We start from the raw sequence: 14,202 nt of genomic DNA on the forward strand, positions 1-14,202 counted from the left end.
GCAGTTCTCCTAGTCGTACAGCGTCTCGGCGCGGGTGGTCCGGAGTGTCCCGGTCCCAGCAATGGGAGGCAGTACCCCGAGTGCGGTCAGTTCCTCATAGGCACGTGTGCTGGCCAATTCGCGCACATGGACCTGATAGCGGTGGGTGGCGACGAAGATCTTCTCCCCGTCCTCGGAGTCGGCTCTGCCCTGGTGGAACATCCCGCGATCAACGAGGTGCGCGAGAGCCCGCCCTATCAGGCTGCGAGTGGCCGATGCCCCTGATCGTCCGCCCTTGGTGGGGGCGACTTCGGGCCGACGTTCGTAGGCCCGCCAGGCCCTCTCCAGTTCCGGAGCTTGAGCCGGTGGATCCTGCGACTCCGCGCTCTCAGCGACGCGTTCCGCCAACACTCGGCATACCGATCGCACGAGCCGGTCGATGGACGACACCCGGACCTTGCCCTGGTAGCCGTCATCGGCCAAGTCCTCGGGCCGGGGGAAGGCCAGGGCCGCGACAGCCAGGTGCGTGATGCCGTACAGGATGCGCTCGGCCTCCCGGCTCTCCCGCATCCGCACGTGCCGGGCGTACTGGTCCATCCGAGTCTCGAAGGCCGACCCCGGCAGCGCGGTGTGCACCATGCCGGCACGCGAGGTGACCGCGATGACCCTCAGCCCCATTCCCGCCGCGTACCGGGTGACGAGCGTCTCGAAGTCCGGGTCCTCGGCATAGCGCTTTACGAGTGCCGCGTAGGCACTGTCGCGCGCGGGTCGGATCTTAGGCCTGAAGCCGTATCCGATGAGTCTGCCCGCGGCCTCCGCGTCCTCGGCCATGGTCTCGATGGTCATGATCGTCCGCTGTTCCTCTCCAGACGGTCGGCGTCCAGAGCCGCACGGTCGAATGCCGCAGACGTCAGCAACAAGTCGTCACCCTCGAACCCTTGGCTGTCCAATGAGATCCCCGCCGATACGGCGAACAGGACGCGGTCGGCTCCCTCGCTCAATGCCGCCCCCAACTGTGGACTGAAGGCCCGCAGCGCTAACAACGCCAGTAGGTCGGGGAGTTCCGGATCGAGTGCAGCGGCCTCCTCCAGCAGCTCTGACAACGGCCGTGCATCGTCGGCCAGATCGACCAAGGACTCGGCCACGTGCTGTTGCTTGTCTGTGTATCCGCGTACTTCCACCACCGGGACGAGCTCCGGCTCCTCCTCGCCCGTGAACCGGGTGCGTTCGGGTGAAGGGGCGAGCAACGCAGGAACCAACGTGGCCAGACAGAGCTGGTCATCCGTCGTCGGCCCCACGGACTGCTCGTAAAAGGAGCGCACCGGATGGAAGGCATCGGCCAGCGTAAGCCTGAGCACCGGCTGAAGGAGGTCGCCGTACACGTCCACCGAAGCCCGGAGGGCGGTTCCGGAGAACTGTTGGCGGTCCTGTTCGTCGAGGAAGAGCGTGCGAGCGCCGCGCAAACGGATCTGCAGCCGGGTGTGCCGCCGAATGCAGTCCTCCACGATGTCGACCAGGTCGGCGGCCTGTTTCCTACGGACCGCATCCTCGGACTGGTCACGCTCGGTGGAAACGGACCGGGCGATCGCGGACTCTTCCTGGAGCCGGTGGCCGACGTGATCAAGAGCCTCGTTGAGGAGGTCCGGTACCTCTTCGGTCCAGTCGACCGTCGTCACGTTCCGGCTCGTGGCATCGAGTTGAGCGCGGATGATCTCCGCGTACTGAATGGTGCGGATACGGGCCTGCTCGGCGACGGCCTTCGCGTCGGTCAGCCGCCCCCTGCCGATGAGGTTGCGCAACCTCACCTCGGCGGCAATCTGAGCTGATTCCACATCTGTGTCCAACGCGCCGACCAAAACGTTCAAGGCCTCGTTGGAAGCACGCAGATACAGGTCTCCGTTGCTGTCCGAACGTTCTTCGATCAGCTTGAAGTCCCACTTCCTCAGCGCGTACGCACCCGCGTCGTCCACCTCTCCGTAGAAGCGGCGGAAGCCCCTGTCTATGTCCCGTACGTTAATCAGGGAGTCGAGCACCCATCCGGCGACGCGTGTGTGCTCGTCGGCAGGGCGGTCAGGCGCCTGCGAGCCGACGAAACCCCGGGCCCGGAGCAGGACCTGCTCATGGTTCGCCCCTCTGTCGTAGTCCATCGCGATGGCCACGTGATCAATGATCTGCAGAGCCACCTCGGCCATCTGGTAATGAGAGCTGTCCAGCCATGGCAGTTTCGCCTTGCGAATGTCGAGCTCGTGCAAGGGCGCCGTGCAGGCCAGCGCCTTGAGCCTGCGTGTGAGCCCTTCGTCGGGCCACACGTTCCGTTCGCCCCCCTGACCGTTCATGGCGTCACTAGACATGCTTGAAGCTGAGGGTGTCTTCTGATCCACAAGGCATGGCCAAATCATGGCGGCACCCATCGCGACTACCAGCTAGTAACTTATTGCCCTATAGGCTCACTTACTGCAGATTCCTTAGCAAAAGCCCGTTACCAACGCATCCCACCCCAGCGCGAATCTCAACACTTTGGCTCAATCACGACCTACGGGAAAGGACGGGCCGCTTTGCCCTCCTCACGCCAACCGCATCGGTAACCTCGCCCTCCTTGCCCCTGTGGTCGAGTAGCTTGATGCGGCTTAGGTCGAACAGCCGTCGGACCCCAGGACAGTGACAACAGTCACCCTCTGGGGCCGGCGAGGTTTGCAGCCAGACATCAAGGATGGAGCCGCTGTCCGCACGCTCCCGGCGATCACCCTTCGGTGGCCAGCCGGATCCGGTGTGAGAACTCCCAGTCGACCCAATGCGGTACTGGAAAAGGCGTCACGAGCGACACCGGATCCTGGATCGGTGGTGTCCCACTCCGGCATCTTGCAGGAATACAGCACCAACCTTTCCTGCGTGCCCCGGACGTCAGTTCGTTGTACAAGAAATCTCCTGGTGCCGCCCGAACCGCTTGTCCGGGGACTTCGAACCTCCGTTGGCCCAACCGCTCCCAAATGGGCCCCCACCAACCGTCAGGCGTGCGTTGACGCCCCCCATGTGCCTCACAAAGATCCGGACCATTTCCGGACCAGGCCCTGCCAGGGAGCACCGTAAACCAGCCTTCTCGCTGGTCAGCATGGGTGCATTTGCTGTACCGCCAGCAGACGAAGAATATTCTTTGTAGCTACTCGCCGAAGAAGCTGGGGTTCTTCTAGAAGAAGGAAGCATTCTTGCAGGGAAAGGGCGTTGCGTCCTTCAGGCAACGCCCGCTACCTTCAAAGTTGTCTGTGGCGTTGTCGTTGTTCGGCTGCTCTGGAACGGCCTTCAGGTCGGCGGAGCAGGACCGGTAGCGGCGCTCCAGCCAGGAAGCCTGGCCATTGGCTACAGATGTTCGCCCGTCGACGGCCTGCGATGAGTAGGAGAAGCTGATCTGCGGACTGGGTCCGGCCGGCGAGGGGGGCACTGTGACGGGGTAGGACCAGGAGAAGCCGCCGCCGCTACCTCCCGCGCTCCAGGCCCCGCTCGGCGACAGGATGCTGGCCGTGTAGGTCCCGCCCGCTCCTGAAGCCGAGTCGGAAGCGGCTAGAACGTTGGGGCCACCGCCGCCACCAGCCATGGTGCGCATCCCTTGGCCGGGCGCTGTGCCAGGATCGATGGTGGCGCGGACCGTTCCCGTGGCGGGGTCGTTGTTGCTGGGGACGTCCTTGGCGACGGTGCACTCGGGGAGGTCCGGGGTGCTCGGGAAGCATTAGTCCAGCTGCACGTCGACTGGAGTGGAGCCCTCGGCGGGCGGTGTCACCTTGATGAGAGCGCCGTCGATGTTGGCCGCCTCTGTCTTGGCGCGCGTCTCGACCGACACAGACCAGGTGCCGGAGGGCGTCGGTGGAGTCGGGTTCTCCGGAGTCGGAGAGGCCTTGCCGATGCTCACCGGCAGAGTGGGAGCCTTGACCAACTGGGCACCGGTCGGTGTGACCGGCTCGGTGCCACCGACCGGCGGTGTCGCCTTTGCTGGTCTCGCACGGCGACCAGGGCGGCGGCTACAGCCTGTACGTGGAAGACGGGCGGCTGCGGTTCGCCTACAACGAGTACGGCGACCTGCACGAGACCGACGGCGGCCCGCTGCCGGCGGGCCGGCGCAGGGTCACGCTCGCGGCCACCGCGGTGGAGGGTCTGCGCTGGGAGTTCCGCATCCTGATCGACGGTGTGGAGACCGGCCGGTCGGACAGCGTCCACCAGCTCATCGGCATGGCGCCGCTGCAAGGCATCGGCGTGGGCGTGGACCGCAAGTCCCCGGTCTCCTGGCCGGTCTACGAACGCCACCGCAGCTTCCGCTACACCGGCCGCCTGCGCTCGGTGACCTACCACCCCGGCCCGCAGGCACCCTACGACCCGGCGGTCGTGGCCCGCGCGCTGAAGGAGGCGGCCGCCGCCTTCGAATGACGGGGAACGCGCACGGGGCCGGCGCTCCGCCGCCTGCGGGACTCCCCCGTCGCGCCCGGTACGGTTCGGGCCGGTCGTCGGGTGGCGGTCCTCAGCGGGCTGTTCTGCGCGGGGTGTGCAGGAGGGGTGCCCACGCGGCGGTGTCCGTGAAGTCGTGCCTCCCGGCCGGGACGAGGTCCATGACGACGCGGTCGGGGCGCAGCAGGACGGCGTCCGCCCGCCCGGCGCGCAGCCAGGCGCTGAGGGTGCCGTCGTCCCGGAGGCCGCTCACGGGGATCGCCGGGGCGCCGAGCCCGTGGGCGAGGGCGCGCAGCGAGGGCCAGGGTTCGGCGGCGGTCAGCACGGTGAAGCCGTCGCCGAGCCGGTCGTCGAGGCGGGAGCGCCCGCCGTCGGGTCCCGGCACCCGCGGTTGGGGGCAGTGGGTGCCCACGAGGCTCCTGCGCGTACGGCGCCGGACGAGGGGCCCGGCGGTCAGGGGTGGGCTGAGGTCGCGGCCCGCCGCCGCGGTGAGGCCGGGTATGCGGCAGGCCGCGGCCAGGAGCCGGCGGCGCAGCGCGGCGGCGCCGTCCTGGCCGCCGGTCATGGCCCAGCCCATGGCAACCGCGAGCCGGATCGCGTGCCGTGCGTGCGGCTTGCGTTCGCTCTCGTACGTGTCCAGCAGCCGTTCGTCGCCGCCCTGGCCCAGGACGCGGGCCAGTTTCCAGGTGAGGTTGTGGGCGTCACGCAGGCCCGAGCACAGCCCCTGCCCGATGAACGGCGGGGTGAGGTGGGCGGCGTCGCCGAGGAGGAAGACCCGTCCGCTGCGCCACCGGTCGGCCACGCGCGCCCGGAAGGTGTACTGCGTCTCCCGTACGACGTCGAAGTCCCCGTCGTACGAGGGCGACAGCCACGGGGCGATCAGTTCGCGGACCGGTTGCCGTCCGTCGTGCAGCCGGAACTCCCAGCGGTAGCGGTCCTCACCGACGCGCATGAACGTCGCCGGCCGGCGCGGGTCGCAGACCTGGTCGACGCCTTCCCAGCAGCGGACGTCGGCCTTCGTGCGGACGTCGATGACGGTCCAGCGTTCCTCGAACCGCAGGTCCTCCCATGCGGCGCCGATGGCGGCACGGGTGAGGCTGCCCGCGCCGTCGCAGCCGAGGACCGCCTCGGCCCACAGGTGGTGGTCACCGTCGTCGTCGCGGTAGGTCACGCGCACGGGGCCGGCCGGGTCCGGGACGACGCCGGTGACCTCGACGCCGCCCCGCAGTTCGCACTCCGGGCGCCCGGCGAGGGCGTCGCGCAGCAGTCGCTCCAGCTCGGGCTGGTCGAACATGCTGGTCTGCGGGTAGCCGTGGTGGCCGTGTTCGGAGCGCCGGAACTCGGCCATGACCCGGTGCCGGGCGTCCAGCAGCCGAAGTCCGTTCGCGGGGCGGGCGATCGCGGCGAACTCCTCGCCCACGCCCGCGGCCTGGAGGATGCGGCGCACCTCGTCGTCGGTGGCGACGGCACGCGGGAGCGGGTAGACGTCCTGGTGGCGTTCCAGGACGACGGTGCGGATACCGCGCCGGGCGAGGAGGAGGGCGGCGGTCACGCCCACCGGCCCGGCGCCGATGATCACGACGGGGGCGGGGGCGGTGGGTACGGGCCCGGGTGCGGTGTCCCGGGGTCCGGCCTGGTCGGCGGTCATGCGCGGCTCACCTCGGGTCCTTCCCCCGGGCTCTTCGAACACGGGGTACCCCCGGCGTCCGTGACGGGCGTGCGCTGCTCGCCGAGGTCGATCCGCCCGTCCGCGGTCGAGATCGTCGCCGTGATCACGTCACCCGTGTGCAGGTAGTGCGGGTTACGGGCCTGGCTCTTGAAGAACGCCTTCCACTTCACGGCGGGCGGCAGCAGCGCGCCGATCTTCTCGACGGCCTTGGGCGGGGCCTTGAGGGCCGTGCCGCCGGGGGTCCCGGTCAGCAGCAGGTCGCCGGGGTCGAGGGCCTGGAAGCGGGCCAGGAGGGTCAGCGCCCGTGCCGGGCGGACGATCATGTCGGCGAGGGTGCGGTCCTGGCGCAGCTCGCCGTTGACCGACAGCCGCAGCCGCAGATCGAGGAGGCGGGCGAAGTCCTCGGGCTCCAGCAGCGCCAGGCGGGGGCCGGTCGGCGTGAAGGTCGGGTACGACTTGCTCTCGTAGAACTGCGTCTTGGTCAGCTGCACCTCACGGGCGCTGACGTCGTTCGTGATCACCAGCCCGGCGACGTACGACGGCAGGTCGCGCTCCTCGACCACGGTGCCGACGGGCAGGGGTGCGCCCATGACGAGCCCGAGTTCGATCTCGTAGTCGAGGAACCTCACGTGCGGCGGCCGGACGATCGCCTCGCCCGGGCCGCTCACCGACCCGGACGCCTTGCGGAAGAAGGCGGGCGGGATGTCGCCGGTGAAGCCCGAGTCACGGGCGTGGCTGCGGTAGTTGACCATCTGGGCGACCACCCGGCAGGGGGTGGTGACCGGCGAGAGGGCGACCAGGTCGGCGACGGGCGTGCCCGCCTCCCCGGAGAGGGCGGCCTCGCGCACGGCCGCCCGGTCGGCGATCAGCTCGGCGGTGGTGGCGGCCCCGGTGCCGACGGGGACGGCGCGGTCGCCGCGGAGGACCCACCATCCGTCGGCGGTCCGCAGGACGTTGGTGCTCATATCAGTACCTTCGTGGAGGGGTCGGGGGTTCAGGACGTGGCGGCTTTGAGCAGGCCCAGCAGGCGTGCCGGGTCCATCTCGTTGTCGCCTCGCAGGGCTTCGATGACGTCACGGACCCGCTGCGGGGAGGGGCTCGTGCCGAGGAAGTCACGGGTGGCAGGAGGTCCCCACTGGGCGAGGCCGCAGGTCGACATGGGCGCCCAGCCGGGCTCCAGGTCGCAGGAGAACAGGTCGCCGTCGGCGAAGTGCTCCAGCATGAGGCGGTCGGGGTCGCGCCAGTAGTCGAAGAGCTGGCTGCCCTGGATGTGCCGGCCGATGCCCCAGCTGCGCCGGTAGCCGCGCTCGGCCAGGTACTCGCCGCCTGCGGCGATCGAGTCGAGGTCGGTCACCTGGTAGGCGGAGTGGACGTAGCCGTTGCCCGGGCCCAGGTGCATGGCCAGCGTGTGGTGGTCGACGGCCCGGCTGCCCTGGTCACAGCGGATGAACGCCATCGTCGGGCCACGGCCGCGCCGGCCGTCCAGGAACAGGAAGTCGGACACGATCATCCCGAGGGTGTCCAGGTACCAGTCCAGGGCGCGCCCGAACACCCGCGTCTCCAGAACCACGTGCCCCAGGCGCTGGATGCGGGAGGGTTCACGCGGCGGGCGCTGGGTGACGTTCGTGCGACGGTGACCGGTGCCGAAGTTGAGCAGGAGCGGCTGCTGCTCCGGCAGCGCCGGCAGTTCCGCCGCGCAGTGCACGACCCGGACCGGGAAGCCGGAGGGGTCGAGCAGGTCGACCGCCTTGCCGCCGCCGGGCACGTCCGCGTCCCGTACGGACGTGCCCGTGACGCGGGCCAGCCGGTCCAGGTCGGCCCGCTCGGCGGCGCGGAACGCCGGGCCGATGAAACGGGAGGTCCGGCCGCGCCGGATCACCATGCACGGCGAGCCGGCGAAGGTGCCGCGCAGCCACAGCTCGGTCTCGCTCCGGGCGGCGATACCGAAGCCGAAGTCCCGGGCGAAGACCTCGGCCCGGTCCAGGTCGGGCTTCTCGAACTCCAGCCAGGCCAGGTCGGCCACCTTGATCACGGGGTTGCGGGACCGCCCGGGATGTTCGCCGCGCAGCGCGCCCTGCCCGCTGTGGAGGTCCTGATGAGCCGTCCTGACGTCCGGGACGCCGACTGCGTTGACGCGGGTTTCGGACATGGTGCCCTCCAAGCCACATTGCTATTTGAGGAAATCATCAAGTGTGACGGTTCTGTCGTCAAGGTGTTCGCGGCAGGAAATGATGAATTCATCAGGACTGCGATGGTCATCGCCTCGGCGGTTAGAATCCGGACATGCCTACGTCAGCCCCGCCCAGCAACCGATTCGAGCGGCGTCGCGCCGAGACCCGCGGAGCACTCGTCCGCGCCGCCCGCCGGATACTCGCCGAGACCGGGGACACCAGCGTCAGCATCCAGGTGATCGCCGAGCGCGCCGACGTCGGCTTCGGCTCGTTCTACAACCACTTCGCTTCGAAGACGGAGCTGTTCGAGGCCGCGGTGCAGGACGCGCTGGAGGAGTTCGGCCAGACCTTCGACGAGCGCCTGGCCGGCATCGACGACCCGGCGGAGCTCGTCGCGACGGGCTTCCGGCTCAGCGCCCGCATGGCCGAGTCGCACCCGGAGCTGATGCAGGTGCTGCGCCGCCGGGGCCTGGGCCACATCCACGCGGACAACGGCCTGTCCCGGCGGGCCCGCCGGGACGTCGAGGTGGGCATGGCCTCCGGCCGCTTCACCGCCGTCGACCCGACCGTGGCCCTGTCCGCGCTGGGCGGAACCCTGCTGGCCCTGGTGGAGCTGAGGTTCGCCCGCCCCGATGTGGACGGCGACGCCGCCGCGGTGGACCTCGCCGAGATGGTCCTGCGCATGCTGGGCGTTCCGCCGGACGACGCCCACGAGGTCGCTCGCCGCCCCCTCCCCGACCTCGCCTGACCGGCCACCGACGCCGCTGTTCGAGCGTCGCCCGGCACGGCGCGAACCCGGCCGTGGACGGTCGAAGGTCGCGTCAGCCGACCCGGAGACCGACGGCCAGCGTCAGCTCAAGGACCCGGTCGGGAGACGCGAGATCCGGAAACAGCGCCCGCAGCTGCGACATCCGGTACCGGACCGTCTGGGGATGGACGAACAGCGCCGCCGCCACCTCGTCCCGTCTGCCCTGGTGCAGCAGCCACGCCCGCAACGTCTCCTCCAGCCGCCGTGCGGTCGCGACGGGCAGGGTCCTCAAGGGTGCGAGGGCTCGGGCACGCAGGTCTGCGAACGCGTCCGCGTCGGCACTCAGCACGAGCTCGGGCAGGTGGTCCTCGGTGTCGCGGATGGCGGAGGAGAGGGAGCGCGCGCGTGCGGCTCGTGCGTACGAGGCGGACGCACGGGTCCACGGCCGGGGCGGGCCGACCACGGCGGTGCGCCCGGTCAGCTGCCGCAGGAGATGCGGCCGGTCGGCATCGGGGACGAGCAGCACACCGGTGGCGTCCGGCAGATCGTCGAGGACGAGGGTGCCCGGTTCGAGCGTGCGGTAGGCGGGCCGGGCCTGGGCGGCGGGCAGCAGGACCGCGGTCAGCGACACAGGAGGCTGCCACCCGGCCCGTTGGGCCGAGGCCAGCAGCACGTCCGGGCTCGCGCCGGCGAGGAGGTCACGGGCCAGGTGTTCCAGGTGGCGCTCGTGCTCCCGGCCCCGGGCGGCCAGTTCGTCGGCGTGGCCCGCGGCGCTCGCGGCGGAGAGCTCGTCGATGTAGGCGAAGGTCAGCTCGGCGAACTTGGCGACCTCGGCGGCGGGCAGACCTGCGGGTACGGCACCCGCTGCCAGGCATCGCCAGGCCACCCGGGCGCCGACGCGGTAGGCGCTGAGCAGGGCGTCCATCGAACGGCCGTCGCGCACCTCGCCGCGGCCCAGCTCGTAGGCCGCGTCACCGGCGTCGCCGCCCGTGGCGTTCCCGCTCGCGAGGTCCAGGTAGTGCCCCAGGGCGGTACGGACGGCTCGGCGGATGGTGACGCCCATGCGGCCCGAAAGGGCGTTGGCATAGGGAGGGACCTCGTCGATGATCGCCTGGACGACCTCGTCGGCGGTGGCCGTCAGCGCCGCCCGAAGCGCGGTGACCGTCGTCTCATCCAGGGCCGGTTCCGTGACTCTCCGGATGGGGTGGCTCATGTTTTATTCCCTGCGAACAATTCATCCGGCCAGATTTACGTCCTACGGTCAGGACTTTACGCCTCGCGGCGCATCAAGCTGGGGTCATGACGAGTGCAGCCCTCCGCAGTAGGGCGTGGAAACTGCTGGAGATGGTCACGACGCCGCTGCTGCCGTCGGACTACCTCGACCTGGTCAGCCCCCTGCGTGCGGGCGCTGACCTGCGGGGGCGCATCGAGGCCGTGCACCCCGAGACGGGTGACGCCGCGACCATCGTGATCAGGCCGGGACGGGGCTGGCGCGGTCACACGCCCGGGCAGTACGTGCGGATCGGGATCGACGTCGACGGGAGGCGCCTGTGGCGTGCCTACTCCCTCACCTCGCCGCCCGACCGCGGGGACGGCCGGGTCACGATCACCGTGAAGACCGTCCCGGGCGGCAAGGTCAGCAACCACCTGGTCCGCAGGGCGAAGCCGGGCACGCTGGTCCAGCTCGACCAGGCGGCCGGTGACTTCGTGCTGCCGGAGGCCAGGCCCGCCAAGGTGCTCTACCTGACGGCCGGCAGCGGCATCACGCCCGTGATGGGCATGCTGCGTGGCACCCGGTTCGACGACGTCGTCATGGTCCACTGCGCGCCACAGCCGCAGGACGTGATCTTCCGCGACGAACTGCACGCCCTGGTCGCGGCCAAGAAGCTGCGGCTCACCGAGGTGCACACCGGCACGGACGGCAGGCTCGACGTCGCCCGTCTCGACGAACTCGTGCCCGACTGGGCCGAGCGCGAGACCTGGGCCTGCGGGCCCACGGGCCTGCTCGACGCCGCCGAGGAGCACTGGAGCGAACACGGCGTCCCGCAGCGCCTGCACACCGAACGCTTCCGCCCCGGCACCGTCGTCGCCGGTGACGGCGGCCAGGTCACGTTCAGCACCACCGGCAAGACCGTCGACGCGGACGGCGCCACGCCGCTGCTGGACGTCGGCGAGGAAGCCGGCGTGCTCATGCCCTCCGGGTGCCGCATGGGCATCTGCTTCGGCTGCGTCACGCCGCTCAGGGCGGGCGCCGTCCGCGACCTGCGCACCGGCGAGATCACCGAGGCCGAGCCGGGCGTACTCATCCAGACCTGCGTGTCCGCCGCGGCGGGCCCCTGCGCCATCGAACAGTAGGAGCACCTTGACCGCCATCGACCCCACCGCCCACCTGACCGCGGAGCAGATCGAGGAGCTCGGCCGCGAGCTGGACGCGATCCGCGATGAGGTGATCGCCTGCCGCGGCGAGAAGGACGCCGCCTACATCCGCAGAGTCATCTCGGCACAGCGCACGCTCGAACTGGTCAGCAGGGGCGTGCTGCTGTTCTCGTTCTTCCCGCCGGCGTGGGTGATCGGCACCGCCGGGCTGTCCGTGGCGAAGATCATGGACAACATGGAGATCGGCCACAACGTCCTGCACGGCCAGTGGGACTGGATGCGGGACCCGAAGATCCACTCCACCACCTGGGAGTGGGATCACGTCTCGCCGTCCGACCAGTGGAAGCACTCGCACAACGAGCTGCACCACACGTACACCAACGTGATCGGCAAGGACAACGACCTCGGCTACGGCATCATGCGCGTCGACGAGGACCAGAGGTGGCATCCGTTCCACCTCGGCCAGCCGCTGTGGAACTTCGTCAACGCCTGCTTCTTCGAGTACGGCATCGCGGCGTACGACCTGGAGCTCGGCAAGAACCTGCGGGGGCGCCGCCGCAAGGACCCGGAGTTCCGCGCGCGGGCCAGGGCCGTGGGGCGCAAGATCCGCAAGCAGGTGCTCAAGGACTACGTGATCCACCCGCTGCTCTCGGGCCCCTCCTTCCTCCCCACGCTCGCCGCCACGTTCACCGCGAACCTGGTCCGCAACATCTGGTCCCACTCGGTGATCATGTGCGGGCACTTCCCCGAGGGCGTGCAGGTCTTCGAGCGCCGCTCGATCAAGGGCGAGACGCGCGGCCAGTGGTACCTGCGCCAGATGATGGGCTCGGCGAACATCAGCGGCAGCAGGGCCATGCACTTCATGACCGGCAACCTGTCGCACCAGATCGAGCACCACCTGTTCCCGGACCTGCCGAGCAACCGGTACGCCGAGGTCGCGGTCAAGGTGCGCGCGCTGTTCGAGAAGTACGAGCTGGAGTACGTCACCGGGCCGCTGCCCAAGCAGGTGTTCTCCGCGTGGCGCAAGGTCTTCCGGCTCTCGCTGCCGAACAGGAAGCCCACGGTGAAGACGCCGGACCACGAGCGGGAGCTCGTCGCGGCCTGATTCCGGGGCGCGGTCCGGATCCGCCCGAGCCGGCTCCGAGTCCCGCGAGCCCGCCCCGCACACCGGTCCGGCCGAAGGGGGACCGGCGCGGGCCGGTCCTGCCGGTCCCCCGGACGGGGCCCGCGGTCCGCCGTCGGGGCCGCCGTGGGGGCCCGCCGCGTCGGTCGCGCCTCTTCTCAACAGCCTCCCGCGGCCCTCGACCGGACCGTTGCGCGGGCGTCGGCGGCGTCGTCGGCGAGCAGGGCCAGCTCGGCGAGTTCGCGGCACTCCGCGAGGGTGTGGGCGGCCAGTGCCGCCCGTACCTCCGGGAGCGAGGCGGGCGCGGCCGACAGGCTGGTGATGCCGAGGCCGACCAGCACCAGGGCGAGCATCGGGTCGGCGGCCGCCTCACCGCACACGCCGATCGGACGGCCGTGCTCGGCTGCGGACCGGGCGGCGGAGGCGACCAGCGTGAGCAGGGCCGGCTGCCAGGGGTCGAGGAGCTCGGCGAGGGAGCCGAGCGTGCGGTCGGCGGCGAAGGCGTACTGGGCCAGGTCGTTGGTACCGACGCTGAAGAAGTCGCAGACCTCCGCCAGCCGGTCGGTCCGCAGGGCGGCCGCCGGGACCTCGATCATGGCGCCGGCCAGCGGCAGGCCGTGCGCACGGACCCGGGCGGCGAACCCGGCGGCCTCGGACGGGACCGACACCATCGGGGCCATCACCCAGACCTGCGCGACGCCGTCCTCGGCGGCCTCGGCGATCGCCGCGAGCTGGGTCTCCAACAGCTGGGGGTCGCGGACGGCCGTCCGCAGGCCCCTGACGCCGAGGGCCGGGTTCTCCTCATCGGCGGCCGTGGCGAAGAGCAGCGGCTTGTCCGCCCCCGCGTCGAGCGTGCGGACGACGACCCGGCGGCCGGCGAAGGCCTCGAAGACCCGCCGGTAGGCGGCGGCCTGTTCGGCGAGTCCCGGTGCCTCGGCGCGGTCCAGGAAGAGGAACTCGGTGCGGAACAGGCCCACGCCCTCGGCGTCGGCCGCGGCCGCGCCGGGCAGCTCGTGCGGCGCTCCGAGGTTGACGAGGAGTGCGACCGGATGGCCGTCCGCCGTCCGGCCCGGACCCTGGACCCGGGCCGTCAGCTCGCGGCGGCGGCGCTCCCGTTCGGCGGCCCGCCCGAGCGACTCCGGGCTCGGGTCGGGCTCGACCACGCCGTCCGCGCCGTGCACCAGGACCTGCCGGCCGTCCCGGAGCTCCACGGCGCCGGCGCAGCCGACCACGGCGGGGACGCCGAGTGCCTTGGCGAGGATGGCCGTGTGACTGGTCGGCCCGCCGCGGACGGTGACCAGGGCCAGCACCCGGGCGGGGTCGAGCAGCGCCGTGTCGGCGGGCGCCAGGTCCTCGGCGACCAGGACGTACGGGTGTCCCGGGTCGGGCAGACCGGGCACGGGCAGGCCCAGCAGGTGCGCCACCGCCCGGTCGCGCAGGTCGTCCAGGTCGGCGACGCGTTCCGCGAAATGACCGCCGGCGGCCAGCGCGGTGCGGAATCGGTCGAAGGCGGTGGCGAGGGCGTGGGCGCCGTCGGTGCCCTGTTCGGCCAGGGCGGCCGCCGCGTCGGCGAGGACCGGATCGGCGGCCATCATGGCCTGCGCGGCGAGCACGTCGGCCGCGGGGCCGCCCACGCGGGCGGCTCGCTCCTCCAGATCGCGGACGACCGCGCCGAGGGCGGCGCGGACCGCCGCCGCCTCGGCGG

Annotated in this window: 11 protein-coding genes and 1 pseudogene; 4 read left to right on the forward strand and 8 right to left on the reverse strand. The window is 70.9% G+C overall.

What is annotated here, in order from left to right; all coding sequences use genetic code 11:
* Positions 1-9 precede the first annotated feature (9 nt).
* The 3 genes from WDV06_RS26070 to WDV06_RS26080 form a co-directional block, all read right to left on the reverse strand.
* Positions 10-825: a hypothetical protein gene (locus tag WDV06_RS26070; protein WP_376200109.1), complete on the reverse strand. Its 816-nt coding sequence runs from the start codon at positions 823-825 to the stop codon at positions 10-12.
* Positions 822-2,315 carry a hypothetical protein gene (locus tag WDV06_RS26075; RefSeq protein ID WP_395512215.1) on the reverse strand — a complete coding sequence of 498 codons (1,494 nt, stop codon included), beginning with the start codon at positions 2,313-2,315 and terminating at the stop codon, positions 822-824. Before WDV06_RS26075 ends, WDV06_RS26070 begins: the two co-directional genes overlap by 4 nt.
* 1,385 nt (positions 2,316-3,700) lie before the next feature.
* Complete coding sequence (locus WDV06_RS26080; protein ID WP_395512216.1) at positions 3,701-3,880, reverse strand: hypothetical protein; 180 nt, start codon at positions 3,878-3,880, stop codon at positions 3,701-3,703.
* Positions 3,881-3,957: 77 nt separating this feature from the next.
* Here WDV06_RS26080 and WDV06_RS26085 point away from each other — a divergent pair.
* A pseudogene (locus WDV06_RS26085) lies at positions 3,958-4,392 on the forward strand (arylsulfatase); the annotation flags it as partial.
* Positions 4,393-4,483: 91 nt separating this feature from the next.
* Here the strand turns inward: WDV06_RS26085 and mhpA are convergent.
* Genes mhpA through WDV06_RS26100 form a run of 3 tightly spaced genes read right to left on the reverse strand, consistent with a single transcriptional unit; the run spans position 4,484 to position 8,228 of the window.
* Positions 4,484-6,058, reverse strand: coding sequence for a bifunctional 3-(3-hydroxy-phenyl)propionate/3-hydroxycinnamic acid hydroxylase MhpA (gene mhpA / locus WDV06_RS26090; protein ID WP_395512217.1), 1,575 nt, complete (start codon positions 6,056-6,058; stop codon positions 4,484-4,486).
* Entirely contained in the window at positions 6,055-7,044 is a 990-nt protein-coding gene (locus WDV06_RS26095; RefSeq protein ID WP_395512218.1) for a fumarylacetoacetate hydrolase family protein, read from the reverse strand. The genes mhpA and WDV06_RS26095 overlap by 4 nt, the downstream gene beginning before the upstream one ends.
* Before the next feature lie 29 nt (positions 7,045-7,073).
* On the reverse strand, positions 7,074-8,228 hold the full coding sequence (locus WDV06_RS26100; protein ID WP_395512219.1) for a VOC family protein: 1,155 nt from the start codon (positions 8,226-8,228) through the stop codon (positions 7,074-7,076).
* A gap of 134 nt (positions 8,229-8,362) precedes the next feature.
* Here WDV06_RS26100 and WDV06_RS26105 point away from each other — a divergent pair, with 134 nt between their 5' ends.
* Positions 8,363-8,998 (forward strand): TetR/AcrR family transcriptional regulator, encoded by a 636-nt coding sequence (locus WDV06_RS26105; RefSeq protein ID WP_395512220.1) that lies wholly within the window; start codon positions 8,363-8,365, stop codon positions 8,996-8,998.
* Positions 8,999-9,071: 73 nt separating this feature from the next.
* Here the strand turns inward: WDV06_RS26105 and WDV06_RS26110 are convergent, their stop codons facing one another.
* Positions 9,072-10,211: a helix-turn-helix domain-containing protein gene (locus WDV06_RS26110; protein WP_395512221.1), complete on the reverse strand. Its 1,140-nt coding sequence runs from the start codon at positions 10,209-10,211 to the stop codon at positions 9,072-9,074.
* An 86-nt stretch (positions 10,212-10,297) separates the two neighbouring features.
* On the opposite strand from WDV06_RS26110, the gene WDV06_RS26115 reads away from it, so the two are divergent.
* The gene (locus WDV06_RS26115) at positions 10,298-11,353 is read left to right on the forward strand and encodes a ferredoxin reductase (RefSeq protein ID WP_395512222.1); all 1,056 of its coding nucleotides are present in this window, start codon (positions 10,298-10,300) and stop codon (positions 11,351-11,353) included.
* Positions 11,354-11,360: 7 nt separating this feature from the next.
* Complete coding sequence (locus WDV06_RS26120) at positions 11,361-12,479, forward strand: fatty acid desaturase family protein (protein WP_395512223.1); 1,119 nt, start codon at positions 11,361-11,363, stop codon at positions 12,477-12,479.
* 176 nt (positions 12,480-12,655) lie between these two features.
* Here WDV06_RS26120 and ptsP read toward each other — a convergent pair.
* Positions 12,656-14,202, reverse strand: a 1,547-nt coding sequence (ptsP, locus tag WDV06_RS26125) for a phosphoenolpyruvate--protein phosphotransferase (RefSeq protein WP_395512224.1), incomplete at its 5' end; no start/stop codon positions are given.

This window comes from Streptomyces racemochromogenes (assembly GCF_044129415.1).
Lineage (GTDB): Bacteria > Actinomycetota > Actinomycetes > Streptomycetales > Streptomycetaceae > Streptomyces > Streptomyces racemochromogenes_A.